Origin of the sequence: Thalassospira profundimaris WP0211, from assembly GCF_000300275.1 — a bacterium.
Lineage (GTDB): Bacteria > Pseudomonadota > Alphaproteobacteria > Rhodospirillales > Thalassospiraceae > Thalassospira > Thalassospira profundimaris.
Map to the genome: position 1 here is coordinate 22,417 of NZ_AMRN01000007.1, position 22,231 is coordinate 44,647.

The window sequence follows — 22,231 nt, forward strand, 5'->3', positions numbered from 1 at the left end:
TTGTAAGAAGAGTTTTCGATGACCGACGGCCTGAAGATGTCGCATGTTTCTCACCTTTTCGGCGAGAACCGCGTTTTGCGCGATATCAGCTTTGATGTCGCCCCCGGCGAGTTGGTGTGTTTGCTTGGCCCGTCGGGTTGCGGCAAGACCACAGCACTTCGTTTGGCTGCGGGCCTTGAAAAGCTTCAGGTTGGTGCGATTTCCGTCGATGATCAGATTGTCGCCCAGCCGGGTGGCTATGTAGAGCCCGAAAAGCGCGGTGTTGGCATGGTCTTTCAGGACTATGCCCTGTTCCCGCATTTGAATGTGGCGAAGAATATCGGCTTTGGCCTGCGTCATTTCAGCGAAACCGATCGCATGAGTGCAATCAAGGCCGCACTCGAACAGGTCGGCATGTCCGAATACCTGAATGCTTATCCGCACGAACTTTCTGGCGGTCAGCAGCAGCGTATTGCCTTGGCGCGCGCGCTTGCGCCGAAGCCGCGGATCATGCTGCTTGATGAACCGTTTTCCGGTCTTGATGTCGCACGACGTGCAGATTTGCGCGATACCACCTTGCACGTTCTTAAGGATGCCGGGATCGCCACTGTGATGGTCACCCACGATCCGCAGGAAGCCATGTATATGGCCGATAGGATCATCATCATGAATGAAGGGCAGATCATGCAGGACGGATCGCCGGAAACACTGTATTTCCGGCCTGAAAACCGGTTTGTTGCTTCGTTCTTTGGCGAGGTTAACCGTTTCCCGGGGACAGTTGTGGATGGCAAGGTTGCAACACCGTTTGGCGATGTCGATAGCCAAAGCATCGAAAATGGCACTGAGGTGGAAGTCCTGATCAGGCCAGAAGGCCTGCATATCGGCGATGCGATGAACGGGCATGACGTTCTGGCGCATGTCGATGCGGTGCGTGTCCTTGGTGAAGTCAATCTTGTTCACCTGACACTTGAGGCCGGTGCGCACATCCACGCGCGTGTCCCACGACGCTTTTCACCGATTAATCAGCCATCTGTCGCTATTACGCTTGATCCCGACATGGCCTTCGTGTTTCCTATGACCTGATGCGTCGTCGCGGACCGGGTTTTGGCCTGGTTCAACAGACAGAAAGGCGCACATTAAACAGGTATTTTGCACTGCATGGTTATTAACCAACCGTCGCATTGCACAGTGGGGGGCTTTCTGCCATTATCCGGGCAAGTCGCCGGCAGGCAGAATGGATCTTTGGAGATTTAAATTATGGGTATTGGCGTTTGGCAAATCGTTCTGATTCTTGCGATTGTCCTGATCATCTTCGGCGCAGGTAAGCTTCCGAAAGTGATGGGTGACATGGGCAAAGGCATCAAGAGCTTCAAAGCGGGCATCAACGAAAAAGAAGAAGATGCAGGCGCTTCGGCCAAGACCATCGAAAACACGACCTCTGCTTCGGTTTCATCCGAGAGGAAGGACAATGAAAAGGATTCTGTGAAATCCTGATCGTCTGTCGGATTTCCTTCAGATAGGCGTGTCATATGTTTGATATCGGCTGGACCGAAATGGCTCTTGTGGCCGTCGTCGCACTGTTTGTCGTCGGCCCCAAAGAGTTACCGCATCTGCTGTACAAATTGGCGGGCTACTGGAAAAAAGTGCGCGGTATGGCGCGTGAATTCCAGAGCGGAATTGATGACATCATCCGCGAAGCGGAACTTGATGATCTGCGCAAGCAGGTCAACAGTTCGCATAGCAATCCGACCGATTTTCTGGAAAACAAAATCTCAAGTCCCAAAAGCGACGGCAAAAAGACCGAGTCCAAGCCGAAAGCAGAGAAACCGGCCGAAAAGGTTGATACTCCTGCTGCAAAACCGGCAACGACAACGGGTGCGCCCGCAGATGACAGCAAGAAAAAAGATCAGCCGGAGAGCCAGGCGTGAACATGCAATCGCATGACAAACAGATGCCGATCATGGAGCATCTGATCGAGCTGAGAAACCGCCTGACTTGGGCGGTTCTTGCTTTGTTTATTACCTTTGGTGTCTGCTATTACTTTGTCGAGGATATCTACGGTTTCCTCGTCCAGCCACTTGCAGAAATCATGGGGCCCGACAGGCGCATGATTTATACCGCCCTGACCGAAGTGTTTTTCACTTACGTCAAGGTATCGTTCTTTGCGGCCTGTTTTGTCTCTGCACCAGTGTTCCTCGGACAGTTTTGGGCGTTCGTCGCGCCGGGTCTTTATAAGAACGAACGTTCGGCATTCATGCCATTCATCTTTGCGACCCCGATCCTGTTCCTGATGGGCGGTGCGCTGGTCTATTACCTGATCATGCCGTTGGCCTGGAAGTTCTTCCTCAGTTTCGAGCAAGCCGGTGGCGCTTCAAACCTTGCGATCCAGCTTGAAGCCAAGGTGGGTGAATACCTGTCGCTGGTCATGAAGCTGATCTTCGCGTTCGGGCTGTGCTTCCAGTTGCCGGTGCTGCTGACGTTGATGGCGCGTGCCGGCATCGTCACCGCGGATGGCCTTGCACGTCGCCGGAAATACGCAATCGTCATTGCATTCGGGTTTGCCGCCGTTCTGACCCCGCCGGATCTGATTTCCCAGATCGGGTTGGGCATTCCGATTATCATTCTTTATGAAATCTCGATCATCATGGCGCGCATTTCCGAGCGCAAGCGTGCGAAAGCCGCAGCGGACGATGACGCGGATGAGGATGACGAGACGGACTCAGATGATGACGACGGTGAGGTAGAGGCCGCAACCGGAACCGCAGTTGCAACGGCGCAAGACGATGTCGACGCACAAGGTGAGGCGGCTGCATCCTATGATGACGGTCAGACTTCCTTGACCCGATCCTCTGACGACGAGGGGGATGCGCCCAAGCTGTCCGGACCGTCGAACAATGATGACGGCGAGGATGATTTCAACAACGCCCGTTGATTGAAATCCCCCGCCTAAACCGTCCGATTTGACGGGGTGGACCTTGTGTCCACCCCATCGTATAAAGCACAAACAGATAGACTGACAGGGTGCTCTTCGATGCACGACATTAAATGGATTCGGGACAATCCCGAGGCTTTTGACGCAGCGATGACTGCGCGCAAACAGGACGTTACCGCACAGCGTCTGATCGATATCGACGTTGAACGCCGTAAACTGATGACCGAACATCAGGAAATGCTTGCCCGCCGCAAGACGATCTCAGGTGAAATCGGCAAATTGCGCAAGAACGGCGAGAATGCCGACGACCTGATGGCCGAAATGGGCACACTCAAGGACAAGATCAAGGAAGCAGAAGACGGTCAGGCATCCCTGAATGACCAGCTTGATCTTTTGCTGTCGTCTTTCCCGAACATTCTTGATCCCGAAGTCCCGGTTGGCGAAGACGAAAACGACAATGTCGAAGTCAATCGTTGGGGGACGCCGGGTGAGTTTGATTTCCAGCCGCTCGAACATTTCGAGATCGGCGAGAAACTTGGCATGATGGATTTCGAAACAGCAGCCAAACTGTCTGGTTCGCGGTTCGTCATTCTGCGTGGCGGCCTGGCGAAGCTCGAACGTGCGCTTGCTCAGTTCATGCTGGATCTGCACACTGGCGAACATGGTTATCAGGAAACCATCACGCCGATGCTGGTCCGCGATGATGCCATGTTTGGTACCGGCCAGTTGCCGAAATTCGCCGAGGATTCGTTTAAAACCACCAATGACTATTGGCTGATCCCGACGTCAGAAGTGACCCTGACCAACCAGGTTGCCGGTGACATTATCGATCAGGCAAAACTGCCACTGCGCTATACAGCACTGACCCAGTGCTTCCGCTCCGAAGCCGGTTCGGCAGGGCGTGATACACGCGGCATGATCCGCCAGCACCAGTTTTCCAAGGTGGAAATGGTTTCGGTGGTCGAAGCAGAGAAATCTGACGAGGAGCTGACCCGCAAGACGCGCTGTGCGGAAACAGTCCTTGAACGTCTTGGCCTGCCGTATCGCACGGTTATTCTTTGCACCGGCGATATCGGGTTTTCGGCAGCAAAAACCTATGACATCGAAGTCTGGTTACCGGGGCAGGACAAGTATCGCGAAATCTCGTCTTGCTCGAACACGCGTGATTTCCAGGCGCGCCGCATGAATGCACGGTATCGTGCTGCCGGTGACAAAAAGACCCAGTTTGTTCACACCCTGAATGGGTCAGGCCTTGCCGTTGGTCGTTGCCTGATTGCCGTGATGGAAAACTATCAGCAGGCGGATGGCTCGATCCGTGTTCCTGATGCGCTCAAACCCTATATGGGCGGGTTAGAGGTAATCTCGGCGGGCTAGGACGATACTGACATGATGGATCTCACCAAAGCACGCATCCTGATCAGTAATGATGATGGCATTGACGCGCCCGGGATCAAGATATTGGAACAGCTCGCACGCGAGTTTTCCGATGATGTGTGGGTGATTGCACCGTCGATGGAACAAAGCGGGGCGGGGCATTCCCTGACCCTGCGCCGTCCATTGCGTATTCATAAACGCGATGAACGGCACTTTGCTGTGGATGGTACGCCAACCGATTGCATTCTGCTTGGCTTGCAGCAGGTCATGCGCGACAACCCGCCAGATATCGTACTTTCGGGGATCAACCGGGGTGGAAACCTTGGCGAAGACGTGACCTATTCAGGGACGGTTGCCGCCGCCATGGAGGCAACATTGCTTAATGTGCCTGCGGTCGCGTTTTCACAGTATTTCTCTGGTGACATGATTGACTGGACGATTGCCGAGAAATACCTCAAGGATGTTCTGGCAACTTTGGTCACGACAACTTGGCCCAAAGGCGTTCTGATCAACGTCAATTTCCCGGATCATGAGGCCAATGGCGGTGCAGAGATAAAAATCTCAAGACAAGGGCAGCGCAAGATCGGTGATCACATCGCCGAACGTCTTGATCCGCGCGGCGAGCCCTATTACTGGATCGGCGCTATTCAGTCTGAACTGCCAGAAGACAAAAAGTCTGATCTGCGCGTGATCGAGCAGGGCAATGTTTCTGTCACCCCGATCAGCCTTGATTTTACCCACTACGATACGTTTGAAAAACTGACGAAGGCCCTTCCGTGAACGAGCCGGTGATTACGCGCGAAACCGCCATAGCCAATCTGTTGCAGATCCTTCGTGATGATGGCATTCACGATGAAGCCGTGCTGTCTGCACTGGCCGACATCCCGCGCGAGATTTTTGTCGCCGATCCGTTCGTCAGTCGGGCCTGGGAAAACGTCGCGTTGCCGATCAGCAAGGGTCAAACGATTTCACAGCCTTATATCGTGGCCCTGATGACACAGGCGCTTGAGCTTAATGATCGTATGAAGGTGCTCGAGGTCGGCACCGGTTCTGGTTATCAGGCAGCGATCCTGGCCAAGCTCGCCCGGCGTGTTTATACCTTGGAACGTCACAAGCCGCTCCTGCGCGAGGCAGAGGACAAGTTTCGCGAGTTGGGCCTGCATACCATTTCGACATTGCATGCCGATGGCGGCCTTGGGTGGAAAGCACAGGCACCGTTTGATCGCATTATTGTCACGGCCGCAGCACAGGACGTTCCACCGGTGCTTGTCGATCAGCTTGCAGTCGGTGGCATCATGGTCGTGCCGGTGGGGGAAGTATCCCACACACAGCTTTTACTGCGCGTCTTGCGGACGCCCAGTGGTGTCGATGTTACCGAACTTATGCCTGTCCGGTTCGTTCCCATGCTTCCGGGTACCGAGGAATTCTGACACCCGTCAGGCCATTTAAATCCATCCTGAGTCCTTTGATGCTTACTGATTGTTAACCGCTGATCGGAGACAATCAGAAACATGATGGAAAATTGTGTCAAAAGCGCTGTTTATCACGGAAAACGCCTGTTGCTTGTCTGTGCAGCAAGTGCGGCGCTTGGCGGCTGTTTGCTCAATTCCGTGCCGGTGCCGGTGGTTTATGGCGATGGGGCGAGCTACAGCCCCTATAGCATGCCAAAGCTCAAGAACGGGGAACGGGTGATCACGGTCGAGCCGGGCGACACAGTTTCGCAGCTTGCCGTGCGCTATCACATGGACTTTATGCAGTTCACCCGCCGCAATGACCTTCGCGAGCCTTATGTGATCTATCCGGGGCAGCGACTTGTCCTGCCGCCGTGGACACCCAATTACGACAGCCTGCCACCAGATACAGCAGTTGCGTCGAGATCTAGCACGCCGACCAAGACCGTCACGATTGGCGGCAAGCGTCAGGTGGTAAGTGTTCCGGCGAAATCGACCAGCGCACCAGTACAGGCTGCGCGGCCCACGACAGCGGTCGCACGGGTTTCACCGCGCAATGGCGGAAGCATTCCGACGCCCGGATTGAAGCCACAGGACTATGCCGCCGCTGCCGAACGTCAGATGGCCTCCGCCCGCAGTTGGCAGACGGATAGCAAATCGACACCGATTGCCGGGCAGGGCAGCTCTGTGCGTCAGAATGTCACCTTGGCAGATCCATCTGCACGTAAAGGGTTCATCTGGCCGGTTCAGGGCAAGGTTGTTCTGAAATACGGTGCTGGGACCGGTGGGCTGTTTAATGACGGCATCAACATTCAGGCCAACCGTGGCACGCCGATTCTTGCCGCCGACAACGGTGTTGTGACCTATGTCGGCAACGAGTTGCGCGGTTTTGGTAACTTGATCCTGATCAAGCATGCCGATAACTTTGTGACCGCCTATGCACACACCGAAAGCCCGCTGGTCGCCCGTGGTGATGTTGTGACGCGTGGTCAAAAGATTTCGACGGTTGGCACGACCGGGGCCGTGACGTTCCCGCAGCTTCACTTTGAAGTCCGCCAGGGTCGCAAATCATCAGACCCGATCAAGTTCCTGCCAAGCGTCATGGTATCTCGCTAACAAAAACACCCGGACAATCGGCCCGGGTGTTTTCCGTTTTTGCGCTGTTTCAGTGTTGGCTAATCGATCGATTTGCCAAGTTCGCCTGCAACTTCCTGAATAAACTGCCAGGCAACACGGCCCGAACGGCTGCCGCGTGTAACGGTCCACTCCTTGGCACGGGCATGCAGTTCGTCGGTCGGGATATCGATCCCGAATTCCTTGGCATAGCCTTCGATGATCTCGAAATAGACGTCTTGCGAAATATTGTGGAAGCCAAGCCAAAGACCGAACCTGTCTGATAGGGATACTTTTTCTTCAACCGCCTCGGACGGGTTGATCGCCGTGGAGCGTTCATTTTCAATCATGTCACGCGCCATAAGATGACGGCGGTTAGAGGTCGCATAGAAAATCACATTCTTTGGACGGCCTTCAATGCCGCCATCCAGAACCGCCTTGAGCGACTTGTAGCTTTCGTCATGCATGTCAAAAGACAGGTCATCGCAGAACAAAATCGTGCGGCGACCGCCTTCTTGCAGGATGTGCAAAAGGTCGGGCAGGGTCGGAATATCTTCACGATGAATTTCGACCAGTGCCAGCGATGCCGGGCTTTCGGCATTGATTTTGGCATGCATTGCCTTGACGATCGAGCTTTTGCCGGTACCACGCGCGCCCCAAAGCAATGCGTTGTTAGCCGGCAGGCCATCGGCAAAGCGCTTGGTGTTGTTATACAGGATTTCCTTTTGCTGCCCGATACCCTGAAGAAGCCCGATATCGACGCGGTTCACGTTCCGAACCGGTTGCAAGTAGCCTGTGCGTGCCTGCCAGACAAAGGCGTCGGCAGCGCTCAGATCATTTTTGGCGCGCGCAGGCGGTGCCATGCGTTCAAGTGCTGTGGCAATTCGTTCGAGTGTGGGCAAAATTTTATCGAAATCGCTACTCATCGGGGCCTCTTGGGTGTTTCTTTTTTCCGGTGACGTTTTTTGTTGGCCGGAAAGCTAGCACATTAGGATGCCAATGGAAGTGTTTGTTCTAAGGGCCTTCGTGCAACACAAGGTGAACAAAAGCACACAAGTGCCGATTTTACCGCTTTGAAACCGGTTCTCCCTTGCTTTGGCGTAACACCCCGTTATATTCCGGCAGTTGATATTTTTTGTTCTGAGGAATTAGGAGTTCCTAATGTTTATTTCGACGGCTTACGCTCAGGCCGCTGGTGGTGCAGATGGTGCTGGTGCACTGATGCAGTTTGCGCCGCTGATCCTGATTTTTGTTGTTTTCTATTTCCTGCTTATTCGTCCTCAGCAGAAGAAGCAGAAAGAACATAAGGCAATGCTTGAGGCGATCCGTCGTGGCGACAAGATCGTCACCGCCGGTGGCCTGATTGGTACCGTTGCCAAGGTTGTTGGCGACGATGAACTGTCGGTCGAGATCGCCGAAGGTGTGAAAGTCAAAGTCGCACGTGGCATGGTTTCAACGGTTCTTTCAAAAACCGAACCGGCCAAAGGCGATGCCAAAGACGAAAAAGAAGAAAAAGCAGAAGAGACCAAGAAAGACTAATCTCTTCGTATCAAGTGAGGCGGGGCAGTTGGCTCCGCCTTCTTGCATTTTGCCGGTGGCCTGAAGCGGTACCAAATACCCGTTGTTCCAAGAACCTTGGAACCAGACCAAGGTTGACCCTGACAGATCCGGTCACAAACACATGCTTTATTTTACCAAATGGAAAGCAGCACTGGTCCTTCTGGTGTGTGCTTTGGGCGTAATCTACGCTGCGCCAAACTTCCTGCCGGCGGGCACTCTGGCGACTGAATCCAGTTACCTGCCGGGCAAGCAGATCAATCTCGGCCTCGATCTTCGTGGCGGCTCGCACATGCTGCTTGAAGTCGACACCGACAGCGTCCTGCGCGAACGTTATGACGCGCTTGCCGATGCGATCCGCACTGAACTGCGTCAGGAACAAATCCGTAACCGTCCGCGTGAAGCCACGGCCAACGGTGCCGAGATTACCATTCTGCGGGCCGATGACGTTGAAAAGGCGCGTGAAATCGCGCGCACCGCGGAACCGAATACCGAACTGAGCGGCGAGGGGAACAACATCGTTGTGACCTATAACGAAGTCGCTTATCGCGAACTGATTGACCGTGCGATTGCACAGTCGCTGGAAGTTGTTCGTCGTCGTGTTGACGAACTGGGCACCACCGAACCATCCATCCAGCGCCAGGGCGAAAACCGCATTGTTGTTCAGGTGCCAGGTCTTGATGATCCGTCGCGCCTGCGTGATATCCTGGGCCGTACGGCAAAGATGAACTTCCATCTTGTGAATAACGAAAAAACGGCCGCCGATGCACGTGCGACCGGCCTTCCGCCGGGAACCATGATCCTGCCGTCGGCAGATGAAGGCGATGGTATCCGCGAATATCTGATTGATCGTCGTATCGTTGTCTCAGGTGACAACCTTGTCGACTCTCAGCCGACCTTCAGTGACGGTCGTCCGGTTGTTTCCTTCCGCTTTGATGCGGCAGGCGGTGCGCGATTTGGCGATATCACCAGCAAAAATGCCGGTCGCGGTCTTGCCATCGTTCTTGATGGTGAAGTGATTTCCGCACCGCGTATCAACGAACCGATCCTTGGCGGTAATGGTATCATTACCGGCCAGTTCAGCGTGCAGGAAGCAAACGATCTTTCGCTGCTTCTGCGTGCCGGAGCATTGCCTGCTCCAATGCAGATTCTCGAAGAACGTTCTGTTGGTCCGGGCCTTGGTCAGGATTCGGTCGAGGCCGGCGAATTTGCTGCCGTTCTTGGTCTGGTCTTTGTCATTGCCTTCATGGTGATCAGTTATGGCCGGTTTGGCGTCTATGCCGACATCGCGCTTATGATGAACCTCATCCTTGTTCTGGCAGTGATGTCTGTTCTTCAGGCGACGCTGACCCTGCCGGGGATTGCGGGTATCGTTCTGACTGTCGGTATGGCGGTTGATGCCAACGTGCTGATCTTTGAACGAATCCGCGAGGAACGCCGCAACGGCCGTACAATCATCAATGCGATCGATGCCGGTTATCGCAGCGCCATGTCGACCATTCTTGATGCCAACATCACGACCCTGATTGCAGCCCTTGTGCTGTTTAGCTTCGGGTCTGGTCCGATCAAGGGCTTCGCCGTGACACTGGCCATCGGCATTATCACCTCAATGTTCTCGGCGATCTGGCTGACCCGACTGCTGATTGCAGCATGGGTAAAACGCAGCCGTCCGACCGAGTTGGTCATTTAAGGAAGGGAACAGGGAAGATATGAAACCTTTACATCTTATCCCGGATGACGTGAATATCCCGTTCCTTAAATTCCGGAAGATATTCTATATCGCGTCTTTGCTGATGGTGCTGGCCTCGGTCGGTTTGTTCTTCACCAAGGGCCTTAACTTCGGGATCGATTTCCGGGGTGGCATTCTGGTCGAAATCAAGACCAACGGCCCGGCCGATATCAATGCACTGCGTGACAATCTTGGCAGTCTCGGCCTTGGCGATGTTTCCATTCAGGAATTCGGCGAGCCGGATGATGTCCTGATCCAGTTGCAGCGTCAGGATGGCGATGAAGAAGCCCAGATGGCGGCCCTTGCGGCTGTCACCAACGCACTTGGTGATGACGTCACCATTCGCCGAAGCGAACTTGTCGGTCCGAAGGTCGGTGGCGAGCTTAAGGAAGCCGGATTCTATTCCGTCGTGATCTCGTTGTTCCTGATCATGGTCTATATCTGGGTTCGGTTCGAATGGCAGTTTGCTGTCGCATCGGTCGCAGCCTTGCTGCATGACGTCCTGATCACCATCGGTTTCTTTGTGATTACCGGTGTCCAGTTTGATCTGGCGACCTTGGCAGCGGTTCTGACGGTGGCGGGTTATTCCATCAACGATACGGTTGTTGTGTTTGACCGTATCCGTGAATATCTGCGCAAGTTCCGTAAGATGGAAATTCCGGATTTGCTGGACCTGTCGATCAACTCGACGCTTTCACGCACGACCATGACGTCGTTTACGACGTTGCTGGCACTCATTGCCTTGTTCGTGTTTGGCGGCGAAGCAATCCGTGGTTTCACCATGGCTTTGATCTTTGGCATCGTGATCGGGACCTATTCCTCGATCTGTGTCGCGTCGCCGTTGCTGATTGTCCTTCGCCTCAAACGTAAAATTCCCGAGGCAGAGGAAGGTCAGGAAGCTGGCGCCTGATCAGCTGGGTTGGATTTATAGACATTTACACTATGGCCGGGTTTGTGAGAAAACAGACCCGGCGATTTCTTTGCGGGATTTGATCGTTTGCGGTCTTTGGTTTCCGTGCCTAGAGAGCCGATAAAAAGTCCATTAAAAACTGGCTGCAACCGATGAAACCCCATATCGCGTCTAACCCCGAACATCGCGCAAATCTGATCGGCAGCATCTGGATGATGGCTGCGATGGTGGCGTTTTCTTTTGAGGATGCGTTTGTTAAGGCTGTCTCAGAAACCCATGCTGTCGGTCAGGTTCTGATTGTATTTGGGGTCGGTGGGGCTCTCCTGTTTGCAGTTGTCGCGCGGATCAACAAACAGCGCTTGCTTAATCCTGATGTACTGTCGCGTGCGATGGGCATACGGATCATTTTTGAAGTTATTGGCCGGTTGTTTTATGTCCTTGCACTGGCATTAACCCCGCTTTCATCAACGACCGCCATTCTTCAGGCAACGCCGATTATTGTCGTTCTTGGAGCCGCCATACTGTTTGGCGAAAAGGTGGGCTGGAGAAGATGGACGGCAATCATCGTCGGATTGATTGGCGTTTTGATTATTTTACGTCCGACCGCTGACAGCTTTTCTGCGTTATCCCTGCTTGCCGTGATTGGGACGATTGGCTTTGCCGGGCGTGATCTTGCCAGCCGTGCCGCGCCGGTATCACTAAGCACGTCCATCCTGGGTTTCTATGGCTTTGTGGCCATTATCGTGGCGGGCATCGTGTTTTCATTGTGGGATGGAAAAGCGTTCACGTGGATGAATACGCAAAGCGTTTTGTATTTCGTCGGCGCAATCCTGATGGGGGCGTTTGCCTATGCCGCCTTAATGAAAGCGATGCGCAGTGGCGATGTTTCCGCAGTTACGCCATTTAGGTACACCCGCTTGTTGTTTGGTATTGCATTGGGCATGATCCTGTTTGGCGAGGAGCCCGACATGTTGATGATGATCGGTTGCGGTATCGTCGTTTTATCCGGGTTGTTCATTCTTTGGCGCAGAAAAATTACCGAAGAGCACCTCGACACTCCGTGAAATCCAGACTAAGTCCAATTCATATTAATCGAACAACCGCAAATGGGGCCAACATGTCTCTTGAAGTAAGTACCTTGGTCGCCGAAGGCAGTAAAATGGTCACCAGTTATGGCGACGGCATTTTTCGATTTGGCGAAGAAACGGTTACAGGATCGATCCTGCTGTTTCCTGAAGCCGTCTATTCATGGAACGTTACGACAAAAGACGACATCACGCCGGACTCTTTTTCACGGGTGATCGAAAAGGCCGACGAAATCGAGATCCTGTTGCTTGGCATGGGGACACGTCTAACACCTGTCCCGCTTGAGTGGCGCCAGGCGCTTAAGCCGCACGGTATTGTCATCGAGCCAATGGATACTGGTGCCGCTTGCCGGACATACAATGTGCTGGTGTCCGAGGCACGCCGCGTCGCCGCGGCGATGATTGCTGTCTGACGATTACGCAAAGAACTTTTGAAGTTCATGGCGGATATCAAGCACGCTTGAAAAAAGTGCCGCCGGTCCTGGGGCCTGATCAATCGGGAACACATCACCACACAGAAATACGTTCTTCCATGGTGCTCGTAGTTGCTGTCGGCTGGCAGCCATTCCCGGCGTCATTTCAGGAAACGGAGCTTCGGCGTTGATGAACAAGTGGTTGGGATGCAGTGCATTTTCCGCATTGTCCGATCGCGTTTGCAAATCAAGATTAAGGTACTGGTCACAGAGCCAAACACAACGTTGCCAGACAAGCTGTGCAAATTGATCGGCGTTCTGGGTATCTTGCAGCTGCAAGCTGCTGTTCAGGCTTACCTGAAGATGACGACGATTACAGTAGATCGCACGGACGATATCATCACTGACCAACAGGGCTTGTGGCTCTGCAAATGGTTTGCGCATTTCAAACGTCATGCAGCGCCGATGTGCGGGTGCGGGTGATATCCCGATATCGGGCACCGCATCGCATAATGGTTTGGGGTGCAGGGCCAGAACAACGGCATCATCAGGCTTAAGAACAATCTGGCTGTCATCTTCGAACAGCAAATCGGTCGCGTAGTCGGAAGTGCTGTCGATATCGCCGAGTTTTGTTCGACTTTTGATGGTCCCGCCCGCAGCAAGGAACCGTTCACGCAGGGCAGGCAGGGCGATATCGTTGAGGATAATCGGATCAATCGCCACAAACACCGGTTCATGATGGCGCGCCAGCATCCCGCGTAACCTTGGCACCAGAACCCGTGCCAACAGGGACTTTGAACATCGGTGGGCAGGCATGGAAAACAGCACTTCGGCCAGAACAGTAAGCGCATCACGATGATAGGTGCCGGGCTGATGGGCGTTGTCGTCAGACTCAAATGCACCCGATGAGAACGAGCTGTCGAGCCGGTTTTCTTCACTGGCAGATCGTTGTTGCCAAAGTGTCAGTGCGGTGTAGGCACGCGCCGCAATGCTTATCCGCCTCGAAATCAGTGCCCGCGATATACCTTGATCAAGCGACACAATGGCGGGTTTGCGACGCCCGCGTTTCAATCCCATCACACAATGGGCAGGTCTGATCAGTTTTGCGGGGATTTCCGGGTAGCCCGCAAAGAAGTCGGCAACCAGCCCCGACGGATCATAAAAGATCTCTGGTTCTGCTGTTTTGTGGCTTTCGGGTGCTGTATGCATGCCGCGCGTCCAGCGGCTTTCAAATGGTTCGGCTTCGTCATACAGCGTTACGTCAAAGCCGTCCTCGGCCATGCAGGTGGCAAGTGCCGAACCGGCCAGACCGCCGCCAATAATGTGTAAGCTTCCGGACGCGAATGATGCCATATGCCTGAGCCAATTTAGTTGTTATACAGAGGCCAGAGAACGATGTGCTACATAGTCGTACCAAGTCAGAAGTCGTAATAACCTTAACATCAGAACAGCTTACAAGCCATGGATGAAATCACGACCGAACTGGACAACCTGAACGAAGAGGTGATCGGCCACATGAATTCGTGGGTCGATATGCTTGGCGGCGGAGAGATCGGAAGGCTTGTCGGTGCTGCTTTGGTGCTGCTTGTTTTCTTTATCTTCAAGCGGGTCCTGGTGCGTGGTGCACTTGCTATCTTGCGTCGGATCGCACAGCAGCGCTCAGAAAGCATGATGGGCAATGTGCTTGATGCCTTTGCCTTGCCTTTGCAGGCTTTGTTCATGCTGCTTGGGGTTTATTTCGCAACCGAGGTGCTGACACTCCCCGAAGAAATTGATGCCTTTGCCGTTGAGGCTATTTCCATTGCGGCTGGTTTCTGTGTCTTTTGGGCGCTGTTTCGCGCTGTTGAACCGTTGGGTGTATCGTTAAATCGGCTGGTCGGCCGGTTTGGTGCCGGCCTTGGCGATGATCTCAGGCAATTCTTCATTCGTGGTGTAAAGACTCTGATCGTCGTTATTGGCGGCGTTATCATTCTGGAAAACTGGGGTATTGATGTTTCAGCGTTCCTGGGTGGTCTTGGTCTTGCCGGGATGGCAGTTGCGTTGGCGGCAAAGGATTCCGTGGCCAATATCTTTGGTGGCCTGACGATTTTCGCCGACAATCTGTATAAGCGCGGCGACTGGATCGAAACACCGCACTTCGAAGGAACGGTCGAGGTTGTGGGCCTGCGGGCGACCAAGGTACGGACCTTTGCCAAGGCATTGGTAACGATGCCGAACGCCCAGATCGTTGATTCGCCCGTGATCAACTGGTCGCGCATGACCCACCGTCGGATCAAGATGGTGATTGGTCTGGAATACCGAACGACCGCCAAACAAATGGAGGCGATCGTCGACAAGCTGCGCGATTTTCTGAAAAACGATGAAGATGTCGCCCAGACCGATGTCGCCCAAATGGTGCATTTGTCTGACTTTGGTGCCAGTTCGATCAATATTGATCTTTATTACTTCACCACAACCACTGACTGGGTGACGTGGCGAGATATCCGCAATCGTCACATCATCGCTTTCAAACGTATTGTCGAGGAAGAGGACGCAGCTTTCGCATTCCCCTCGCAATCGCTATATGTCGAAAGCATGCCGGAAATCATCAACAGCCCAAAAGACGATCAGCGTTCAGAACGTAAGATCGGATAGGACAAATGCCCGATACGCCAAAGCTTTCCCACTGTGCCGACTATGTCAGGCGCCATGACCGGGACCGTTTCCTGTGTGCGCTGTTTGCTACACCGGAAAAACGTGAATCGCTGTTCACCCTGTATGCCTTTAATCAGGAAGTCTCCAAAACGCGCGAGATGGTCAGTGAAGTCATGCTGGGCCATATCCGCTTGCAATGGTGGCGTGACACCCTGACCGAACTGGGCGACGGGCAGGTGCGCAAGCACGAAGTTGTCGAGCCACTGGCTGATCTGGTGAGGGACGGGCATCTTGCGATTGCCGACCTTGAGGCGATTGTTGCCGCACGCGAGTTTGATCTTGAAGACCGCCAACCTGCCACGCAGCAGGAACTCGATCGCTATATTGATCAAACGTCCGGGCAGATCAGTGTTCTGGCGTCAAGGCTGCTTGGGGCAGGTAGCGACGATGCAGACCATGCGGCACGCCTTGCCGGCAATGCGTATGGCCTGGTCGGCATTATGCGGGCCATCGTTTTCCATGGCCGGTCAAAGCGCCTTTATCTGCCCAAGGATCGGATGGAACATCACGAAGTCGCGCAAGGTGACGTTTTCGAGTTCCGTAAAAAACAGGAAATTCGTGAGTTCATTCGCGAACTGGCTGAATTGGCGCGTGCCCGCATTGCCGAAGCCCGCAAACATCGCAGCGCGTTGCCAAAACAGGCCCACGCCGCCGCATTGCCGGTTGTTCTAGCCGACGGATACCTCCGCAAGCTTGCCAAGTCCGGATATGATCCGTTTTCTGCCGAATTCGGTTTGGCACGACCGGCCAGTCTGCGGTTGACCCTTAACGGGATGTTCAAGAGATATTGATCCGTTATGGCTTGTCACATGACCATTGTATAAATATCTCTTAGAGTGACAACAAAGGTCAGGACAGCACTGAACTCTACGTGGTAGCGTTGGTAACCCTTTGATATCTGGCGCAAGATGCGGGCATGCCCGACATGAGGACCAAGATGGCACATTTGATAAAAAAGACCCGGGAACGGTGGTTTAGCGGCCTGATGTTTGTCGGGATGCTGTGCCTGTCGGTCGTGACTCTTTCGCAGGCCCGTGCTGCAAGCATTGAACCGTTCGTGGGTTCCTATCATGGCACAACCATCGAGCATGCCGAAAACGAGCTTCAAGCCCGTGATCTTGATGTAGTCATCAAGGAGACCGAACGCGGCTTTATCGTCGATTGGTCAACGGTCATCCACAAGCCAGACGGACGTGAAAAAACCGTCTCTCTGGATGTCGAGTTTTACGCTACCGAGCGCGCAGACATCTATGGCAGCGCCATGCGTTCGGGGCTGTTCGGGAAACGTATTCCCAATGACCCGCTCAAAGGCGAACCATTTTTCTGGGCACGGATTGTTGATAAGACCCTTACCATTCACGCGCTTTATATCAATGATGAAGGCGGGTATGAAATGCAGGTGTACAAGCGCACGCTCGACGACGACGGCAATCTTGATCTGATCTTTCGCCGGTTCCGCGACGGGGAACAAATCCGCGATGTTACGGGCAAGCTGACGCGCCAACCTGATCGCTATTGATCGCGCGCCTGTCTGGTCAAAGAAAAAAGCCGCATCGAAAGTGATGCGGCTTTTGATTTTTCAGGCTGCGTTCACGGTGCTGAGCCACTCATCAAAAAGCGGAATGGCACGATCGCTATAAAGCTTTTTACGATCACGGCCCTTGACCCGTTTCTTGAGATCAAGATCCGGGAAGAGACCGAAATTCACATTCATCGGCTGGAAGGTGCTTTCATCGGCACCGCCGGTGATGTGGTTCAATAGGGCCCCCATGGCGGTTGCAAGCGGCGGCGTCGGGATGGTTTTCCCTGCTTTTTCGGCTGCGGTAAACCGCCCAACCATCAGACCGACGGCTGCACTTTCAACATATCCTTCGCAGCCTGTAATCTGACCGGCAAAGCGAAGATCAGGACGTGATTTAAGACGCAGATTCCCATCCAAAAGTCGTGGCGAGTTCAGGAAGGTATTGCGGTGAATGCCGCCAAGACGGGCGAATTCGGCATTTTCCAGCCCCGGAATGGTGCGGAACACTTCGACCTGCGCGCCGTATTTCAGTTTGGTCTGGAACCCAACCATATTGTAAAGCGTGCCAAGCGCATTATCCTGACGCAGCTGAACAATTGCGCGCGGCTTTTCTTTCGGATTATGCGGGTTGGTCAGGCCAACCGGTTTCATCGGGCCGTGACGCAGCGTTTCGCGCCCACGTTCCGCCATGACTTCGATCGGAAGGCATCCATCGAAATAGGGGGTGTCTTTTTCCCAGTCCTTGAATTCGGTTTTTTCGCCTTCGATCAGGGCATCGATAAAGCGGTTATACTCATCTTCATACATCGGGCAGTTGATGTAATCCTTGCCGTCGCCCTTGTCATACCGCGACTGGAACCATGCCTTATCGAAATCAATGCTGTCCTTATAGACAATCGGTGCGATCGCATCAAAGAAGGCAAGGCTTTCCTCGCCAGTTGCCTTGCGAATGGCATCGGCAAGCGCACCGGATGTCAGCGGCCCGGTCGCAATGATGGTATGTTCCCATTCTTCTGGTGGCAGACCATCAATTTCACCGCGCTCCATCGTAATCAAAGGATGGTTTTCAAGCGCGTTTGTGACGGCCTCGGAAAAACCTTCGCGGTCAACGGCCAGTGCACCACCGGCGGGTACCTTGTGCTGATCAGCGCACCGCATGATGATCGAACCGGCACGGCGCATTTCATCATGGATCAGGCCGACAGCATTGTATTCCTTGTCATCGGACCGGAATGAATTCGAACAGACCAGCTCAGCACATTTGTCGGTATGGTGTGCGTCGGTCGGGCGCGTCGGGCGCATTTCATGCAGGATGACGGGCACACCGGCTTCTGCCAACTGCCAGGCGGCTTCGCTGCCCGCCAGACCGGCGCCAATAATATGAACAGGCTTGACCGTATTCACGTGTGCGAACTCCTTGCCAGAGTGGGTTTTGATAACGTGGCACACACATAGCGGTGCATGGGGGCAGATTTCAAGTCAATTGCACCGCAAGCAGAGCAAACCTGTTCACATTGTTCTGCATAACCGAAATTTTCACACCACCACATCCCAACCGTCTTACAGGACAGAGCCGTTCTGTCCCGATAACGTGAAGATGGCATTCCATGAGCTACCCGCATCATCCCTATGGCTACGAACCTACCCATTGTCCGGTGATCGGCCTTGTGCCGCGTCGGCGGCACGTCATGGATGCAGAGTTTGTCGAGGGCACAAAAGAGCCCGAGAGCAGCGATGGTGACGCGCACAGCGATCACAAGGAAAGACGTCTTGGATTTCCATTCGGCGGCGCGGGCGAGGGCGCATTTGGCCCCGCCGATATCGAAGGCATGATCGAATATGTGGTTGCAACCCGTCAGGGATGGCGATCCTCGATGGTGATCCGGTCTTTCCTGCGTTGGTGGCGCGAAGATGATGATGCCGATACCAGGGCCGCACAGGATAGAAAGCAATCAGATGCCATCATCATGCTTTTGGCATTGAACCAGGGCCGAGATGGTTTCGTGCAGGGATATCTAAACGATCTCAAACACGAACAGCTTGATCGGCCCAGGTTGGTGCCACCGGCAAATCCGGTTGAGGTGGCCTTTAACAAAAGTCTGCGTATCGCCGCCCTTGCCTTGGCACTTTCGCCGATTGTCCTTGTCTTCGCGGTCCTGTTTTTTGTGCAGGTCGACAACCTTATCAGCACCGGCAACGGAAAACTGTTTGGTTTCAGCTACGACCTGTTGTTCGTGGTCGGCAGTTTCGGTGCCATCGGTGCCCTGACCAGCATGATGATGCGACTTGGCAAGGATGTGCCGTGGGGGGAAATGGAACCGGCTTCGGTATTCTTTAATTTCTTGTTCCGACCGTGCATGGGATTCTGCTTTGCGATCATCGTCCTATTGGCTCTCAGGGCTGGGATGTTGCCAATCCCCCTTGATGAGCTGCACAAGATTGACGATCTTGACCAAATCAGCCAGTCAGCCGACGCTGGTCAGCAGATTTCTATCGTGCTTGTCTTCGCCTTCCTGTCCGGATTTAGCGAACGGCTGAGTACTGCGCTGGTCAAGCGGGTTGAAGACAGGGTCACGAATTCCGGATAAGCCAAAACAAAAAGGGCAGCTTCATGCTGCCCTTATGTCTTATTCCAGTCCGAGATGGCGTTTCAGGTAGCGTCCTGTGTAACTGCGTTCATTGCCCATAATGTCTTCCGGTGTTCCGGCACCGACCAACTGGCCGCCGCCATCACCCCCCTCGGGGCCGATATCAATGATCCAGTCTGCGGTCTTGATAACATCAAGGTTGTGTTCGATCACGACAACCGTATTGCCCTGATCGACAAGCGTATGCAGCACTTCCAGAAGTTTGCGGATATCGTGGAAATGAAGCCCTGTTGTCGGCTCATCAAGGATATAGATCGTCCGGCCAGTCGCCCGTTTGGACAGTTCCTTGGCAAGCTTTACACGTTGGGCTTCGCCACCCGACAGGGTGGTGGCCTGCTGCCCCAGATGGATATAGGAAAGCCCGACCTGTTTAAGGGTTTCCATTTTGTCGCGAATGGACGGAACAGCCTTGAAGAAATCAGCACCTTCTTCGACTGTCATATCAAGGACGTCGGATATCGACTTGCCTTTAAACGATATTTCCAATGTCTCGCGGTTATAGCGATGGCCTTTGCATTGGTCACATTCAACATAAACGTCGGGCAGGAAGTGCATTTCAATTTTGATGACGCCATCGCCCTGGCATGCTTCACAGCGTCCGCCCTTGACGTTGAAGGAAAAACGACCGGGCTTGTAGCCGCGTGTTTTTGCCTCTGGCAATTGGGCGAACCATTCACGGATGGGTGTGAACGCACCGGTATAGGTCACCGGGTTGGAGCGCGGCGTTCGGCCAATCGGGCTCTGGTCGATATCAATGATCTTGTCGATCAGCTCGACACCCGTGATCTCGTCATGTGCGCCGGGGTGATGGCGGGCATTATGCATCCGCTTGGCCAGCGCCTTATACAGCGTCTCAATCACAAGGCTTGATTTACCGCCGCCCGAAACCCCGGTCACACAGATGAACTTGCCGAGTGGGAAATCGACATCAATGCCCTGCAGGTTGTTGGCAGTTGCCCCTTTGATGGTAATCGCCTTGCCATTGCCCTTGCGGCGTTCTTTTGGAACCGCAATCTGTTCAACGCCGACAAGGTATTTGCCCGTCAGGCTGTCTGGGTTTTGCTGGATCTGTTCAGGGGTTCCTTCGGCAACGATACGGCCGCCATGAATACCGGCACCCGGGCCCATATCAACAACATAGTCGGCCGCCCGAATGGCGTCTTCATCATGTTCTACCACGAGCACCGTATTGCCAAGGTCGCGCAGACGTTTTAGCGTTTCAAGCAAGCGGTCGTTGTCGCGTTGATGCAGGCCGATGGATGGTTCATCAAGCACATACAAAACACCTGTCAGACCCGAACCAATCTGGGACGCCAGCCGGATACGCTGGCTTTCGCCGCCGGAAAGGGTGCCCGATGTGCGCGACATCGATAAGTAATCCAGACCGACATCGCGCAGGAACCGCAGACGATCATTGATTTCGCGAAGGATGCGACGGGCAATCTCGGTTTCTTTTGCATTCAGCTTATCTTCCAGTGCCAAGAACCAGTCGGCGGCCTTGGCAATCGAAAGATCGGTGACCTGTGAAATGTCGCAGCCATCAACCTTTACCGCCAATGCTTCGGGTTTCAGGCGTTTGCCCGCACAGGTCGGGCAGTGCGATACCATCTGGTATTTGGACAGTTCATCACGGGCCCACTGGCTGTCGGTTTCACGCCAGCGGCGCGACATATTGGGAATGACACCTTCAAACGGACGCGAAACCTTATAGCTACGTGATCCGTCATCATAGGTCACCGTGACTTCTTCGTCGCCTGATCCATGCAGGATGATGTCCTGTGCTTTCTTGGGCAGTTTTTCCCACGGAACATTGGTTTTGAAGTCGAAGTGCTTGGCGACCGATTTCAGAGTCTGGAGATAGTATTTCGAGGTTGTGCTTGCCCATGGGGCGACGGCGCCGGCTTCAAGTGTTTTGCTTTCATCCGGGACGACCAGCATCGGGTCGAATTCCATTTGGGTTCCGAGGCCATCACAGGCCGGGCAGGCACCAAACGGGTTGTTGAATGAAAACAGGCGCGGTTCGATTTCCTCGATGGTGAAGCCGGAAACCGGGCAGGCGAACTTTGCCGAAAATACCGTGGTTTCGCCGGTTTTGGCATCTTCGGTCAAAACGATGCCATCGGTAAGCTCAAGCGCTGTTTCGAAACTGTCCGCCAGACGGGTAGAAATGCCATCCTTGACGATCAGGCGATCGACCACGACTGAAATATCGTGTTTGAGCTTCTTGTTCAGTTCCGGTGCTGCGTCGATGTCATACATTTCGCCATCGATCTTGACACGCTGGAAGCCGCGCGCACGAAGTTCACGCAGTTCTTTTTTGTATTCACCTTTACGGCCACGCACGATCGGAGCCAGAAGGTAAAGACGCGTACCTTCCTCCATCTCCATCACGCGGTCGACCATTTGCGAAACGGTCTGACTGACAATCGGAAGACCTGTGGCAGGCGAATAGGGGATACCGACACGCGCCCACAACAGACGCATATAGTCATAAATCTCCGTCACGGTGCCCACGGTCGAACGCGGGTTTTTCGAGGTCGTCTTTTGTTCGATGGAAATGGCTGGTGACAGCCCGTCGATATATTCGACATCGGGCTTTTGCATCAGTTCAAGGAACTGGCGGGCATAAGCCGACAGGCTCTCGACATAGCGGCGCTGACCTTCGGCATAGATCGTATCAAAGGCCAGAGAACTTTTGCCTGATCCCGACAGACCGGTAATCACCACAAGGGAATCGCGCGGCAGTTCAACATCAATGTTCTGGAGGTTGTGTTCTTTCGCACCGCGAACCGAAATTTTCGTCAGCATGTCGGGCCTTTTGTTC

The 22,231-nt window shown here is 53.9% G+C and carries 21 protein-coding genes; 17 read left to right on the top strand and 4 right to left on the bottom strand.

The features are described from left to right. Positions 1-18 precede the first annotated feature (18 nt). From TH2_RS13480 to TH2_RS13515, 8 genes are all read left to right on the top strand, one after another. Positions 19-1,062: an ABC transporter ATP-binding protein gene (locus tag TH2_RS13480; protein ID WP_008890987.1), complete on the top strand. Its 1,044-nt coding sequence runs from the start codon at positions 19-21 to the stop codon at positions 1,060-1,062. A 174-nt stretch (positions 1,063-1,236) separates the two neighbouring features. Then, positions 1,237-1,473, top strand: a complete 237-nt coding sequence (gene tatA / locus TH2_RS13485; RefSeq protein WP_008890988.1) for a twin-arginine translocase TatA/TatE family subunit — start codon at positions 1,237-1,239, stop codon at positions 1,471-1,473. A gap of 35 nt (positions 1,474-1,508) precedes the next feature. After that, positions 1,509-1,907 carry a Sec-independent protein translocase protein TatB gene (tatB, locus tag TH2_RS13490; protein WP_008890989.1) on the top strand — a complete coding sequence of 133 codons (399 nt, stop codon included), beginning with the start codon at positions 1,509-1,511 and terminating at the stop codon, positions 1,905-1,907. A 2-nt stretch (positions 1,908-1,909) separates the two neighbouring features. Beyond that, positions 1,910-2,911: a twin-arginine translocase subunit TatC gene (tatC, locus tag TH2_RS13495; RefSeq protein WP_202949021.1), complete on the top strand. Its 1,002-nt coding sequence runs from the start codon at positions 1,910-1,912 to the stop codon at positions 2,909-2,911. A gap of 99 nt (positions 2,912-3,010) precedes the next feature. Beyond that, complete coding sequence (serS, locus tag TH2_RS13500; RefSeq protein WP_008890991.1) at positions 3,011-4,285, top strand: serine--tRNA ligase; 1,275 nt, start codon at positions 3,011-3,013, stop codon at positions 4,283-4,285. A gap of 12 nt (positions 4,286-4,297) precedes the next feature. Continuing rightward, a complete protein-coding gene (surE, locus tag TH2_RS13505; RefSeq protein ID WP_008890992.1) occupies positions 4,298-5,065 on the top strand; it encodes a 5'/3'-nucleotidase SurE in 768 nt (255 codons plus the stop codon). Beyond that, positions 5,062-5,715, top strand: coding sequence for a protein-L-isoaspartate(D-aspartate) O-methyltransferase (locus tag TH2_RS13510; protein ID WP_008890993.1), 654 nt, complete (start codon positions 5,062-5,064; stop codon positions 5,713-5,715). Before surE ends, TH2_RS13510 begins: the two co-directional genes overlap by 4 nt. An 81-nt stretch (positions 5,716-5,796) precedes the next feature. Next, positions 5,797-6,852 (top strand): peptidoglycan DD-metalloendopeptidase family protein, encoded by a 1,056-nt coding sequence (locus TH2_RS13515; RefSeq protein ID WP_238538704.1) that lies wholly within the window; start codon positions 5,797-5,799, stop codon positions 6,850-6,852. Positions 6,853-6,911: 59 nt separating this feature from the next. On the opposite strand, the gene TH2_RS13520 is transcribed toward TH2_RS13515, so the two are convergent. After that, positions 6,912-7,775, bottom strand: a complete 864-nt coding sequence (locus TH2_RS13520) for an ATP-binding protein (protein WP_008890995.1) — start codon at positions 7,773-7,775, stop codon at positions 6,912-6,914. Positions 7,776-8,010: 235 nt separating this feature from the next. Between TH2_RS13520 and yajC the strand changes: the two genes are divergently transcribed. The 5 genes from yajC to TH2_RS13545 all read left to right on the top strand — a co-directional run bounded on the left by yajC (position 8,011) and on the right by TH2_RS13545 (position 12,543). After that, positions 8,011-8,388, top strand: a complete 378-nt coding sequence (gene yajC, locus TH2_RS13525) for a preprotein translocase subunit YajC (protein WP_008890996.1) — start codon at positions 8,011-8,013, stop codon at positions 8,386-8,388. A 142-nt stretch (positions 8,389-8,530) separates the two neighbouring features. Beyond that, positions 8,531-10,096 carry a protein translocase subunit SecD gene (gene secD / locus TH2_RS13530; protein WP_008890997.1) on the top strand — a complete coding sequence of 522 codons (1,566 nt, stop codon included), beginning with the start codon at positions 8,531-8,533 and terminating at the stop codon, positions 10,094-10,096. Between the two features lie 19 nt (positions 10,097-10,115). Further along, complete coding sequence (gene secF / locus TH2_RS13535) at positions 10,116-11,045, top strand: protein translocase subunit SecF (RefSeq protein WP_008890998.1); 930 nt, start codon at positions 10,116-10,118, stop codon at positions 11,043-11,045. Between the two features lie 152 nt (positions 11,046-11,197). Further along, positions 11,198-12,109: a DMT family transporter gene (locus TH2_RS13540; protein ID WP_008890999.1), complete on the top strand. Its 912-nt coding sequence runs from the start codon at positions 11,198-11,200 to the stop codon at positions 12,107-12,109. Positions 12,110-12,162: 53 nt separating this feature from the next. Further along, entirely contained in the window at positions 12,163-12,543 is a 381-nt protein-coding gene (locus tag TH2_RS13545; protein WP_008891000.1) for an Mth938-like domain-containing protein, read from the top strand. Between the two features lie 3 nt (positions 12,544-12,546). Here TH2_RS13545 and TH2_RS13550 read toward each other — a convergent pair whose 3' ends face one another. Then, a complete protein-coding gene (locus tag TH2_RS13550; protein WP_008891001.1) occupies positions 12,547-13,896 on the bottom strand; it encodes an NAD(P)-binding protein in 1,350 nt (449 codons plus the stop codon). A 108-nt stretch (positions 13,897-14,004) separates the two neighbouring features. Between TH2_RS13550 and TH2_RS13555 the strand changes: the two genes are divergently transcribed. From TH2_RS13555 to TH2_RS13565, 3 genes are all read left to right on the top strand, one after another. Further along, positions 14,005-15,177, top strand: coding sequence for a mechanosensitive ion channel family protein (locus TH2_RS13555; RefSeq protein ID WP_008891002.1), 1,173 nt, complete (start codon positions 14,005-14,007; stop codon positions 15,175-15,177). A gap of 5 nt (positions 15,178-15,182) precedes the next feature. Then, complete coding sequence (locus tag TH2_RS13560; RefSeq protein ID WP_008891003.1) at positions 15,183-16,028, top strand: phytoene/squalene synthase family protein; 846 nt, start codon at positions 15,183-15,185, stop codon at positions 16,026-16,028. Between the two features lie 146 nt (positions 16,029-16,174). Continuing rightward, positions 16,175-16,756 (top strand): hypothetical protein, encoded by a 582-nt coding sequence (locus tag TH2_RS13565; protein ID WP_193386507.1) that lies wholly within the window; start codon positions 16,175-16,177, stop codon positions 16,754-16,756. A gap of 60 nt (positions 16,757-16,816) precedes the next feature. On the opposite strand, the gene trmFO is transcribed toward TH2_RS13565, so the two are convergent. Beyond that, a complete protein-coding gene (gene trmFO / locus TH2_RS13570; protein WP_008891005.1) occupies positions 16,817-18,163 on the bottom strand; it encodes a methylenetetrahydrofolate--tRNA-(uracil(54)-C(5))-methyltransferase (FADH(2)-oxidizing) TrmFO in 1,347 nt (448 codons plus the stop codon). 203 nt (positions 18,164-18,366) lie between these two features. On the opposite strand from trmFO, the gene TH2_RS13575 reads away from it, so the two are divergent. Further along, the gene (locus TH2_RS13575) at positions 18,367-19,347 is read left to right on the top strand and encodes a hypothetical protein (protein WP_008891006.1); all 981 of its coding nucleotides are present in this window, start codon (positions 18,367-18,369) and stop codon (positions 19,345-19,347) included. Positions 19,348-19,386: 39 nt separating this feature from the next. Here TH2_RS13575 and uvrA read toward each other — a convergent pair whose 3' ends face one another. Then, entirely contained in the window at positions 19,387-22,215 is a 2,829-nt protein-coding gene (gene uvrA, locus TH2_RS13580; RefSeq protein ID WP_008891007.1) for an excinuclease ABC subunit UvrA, read from the bottom strand. Between the last annotated feature and the right edge of the window lie 16 nt (positions 22,216-22,231).

Coding starts and splice junctions, on each gene's coding strand:
- TH2_RS13560 (WP_008891003.1), top strand. CDS start 15,183: ATGCCCGATACGCCAAAGCTTTCCCACTGTGCCGACTATGTCAGGCGC.
- TH2_RS13540 (WP_008890999.1), top strand. CDS start 11,198: ATGAAACCCCATATCGCGTCTAACCCCGAACATCGCGCAAATCTGATC.
- TH2_RS13515 (WP_238538704.1), top strand. CDS start 5,797: ATGATGGAAAATTGTGTCAAAAGCGCTGTTTATCACGGAAAACGCCTG.
- TH2_RS13480 (WP_008890987.1), top strand. CDS start 19: ATGACCGACGGCCTGAAGATGTCGCATGTTTCTCACCTTTTCGGCGAG.
- tatC (WP_202949021.1), top strand. CDS start 1,910: ATGCAATCGCATGACAAACAGATGCCGATCATGGAGCATCTGATCGAG.
- serS (WP_008890991.1), top strand. CDS start 3,011: ATGCACGACATTAAATGGATTCGGGACAATCCCGAGGCTTTTGACGCA.
- TH2_RS13565 (WP_193386507.1), top strand. CDS start 16,175: ATGGCACATTTGATAAAAAAGACCCGGGAACGGTGGTTTAGCGGCCTG.
- TH2_RS13545 (WP_008891000.1), top strand. CDS start 12,163: ATGTCTCTTGAAGTAAGTACCTTGGTCGCCGAAGGCAGTAAAATGGTC.
- tatB (WP_008890989.1), top strand. CDS start 1,509: ATGTTTGATATCGGCTGGACCGAAATGGCTCTTGTGGCCGTCGTCGCA.
- TH2_RS13555 (WP_008891002.1), top strand. CDS start 14,005: ATGGATGAAATCACGACCGAACTGGACAACCTGAACGAAGAGGTGATC.
- uvrA (WP_008891007.1), bottom strand. CDS start 22,215: ATGCTGACGAAAATTTCGGTTCGCGGTGCGAAAGAACACAACCTCCAG.
- TH2_RS13550 (WP_008891001.1), bottom strand. CDS start 13,896: ATGGCATCATTCGCGTCCGGAAGCTTACACATTATTGGCGGCGGTCTG.
- yajC (WP_008890996.1), top strand. CDS start 8,011: ATGTTTATTTCGACGGCTTACGCTCAGGCCGCTGGTGGTGCAGATGGT.
- TH2_RS13575 (WP_008891006.1), top strand. CDS start 18,367: ATGAGCTACCCGCATCATCCCTATGGCTACGAACCTACCCATTGTCCG.
- secD (WP_008890997.1), top strand. CDS start 8,531: ATGCTTTATTTTACCAAATGGAAAGCAGCACTGGTCCTTCTGGTGTGT.
- secF (WP_008890998.1), top strand. CDS start 10,116: ATGAAACCTTTACATCTTATCCCGGATGACGTGAATATCCCGTTCCTT.
- TH2_RS13520 (WP_008890995.1), bottom strand. CDS start 7,775: ATGAGTAGCGATTTCGATAAAATTTTGCCCACACTCGAACGAATTGCC.
- tatA (WP_008890988.1), top strand. CDS start 1,237: ATGGGTATTGGCGTTTGGCAAATCGTTCTGATTCTTGCGATTGTCCTG.
- surE (WP_008890992.1), top strand. CDS start 4,298: ATGATGGATCTCACCAAAGCACGCATCCTGATCAGTAATGATGATGGC.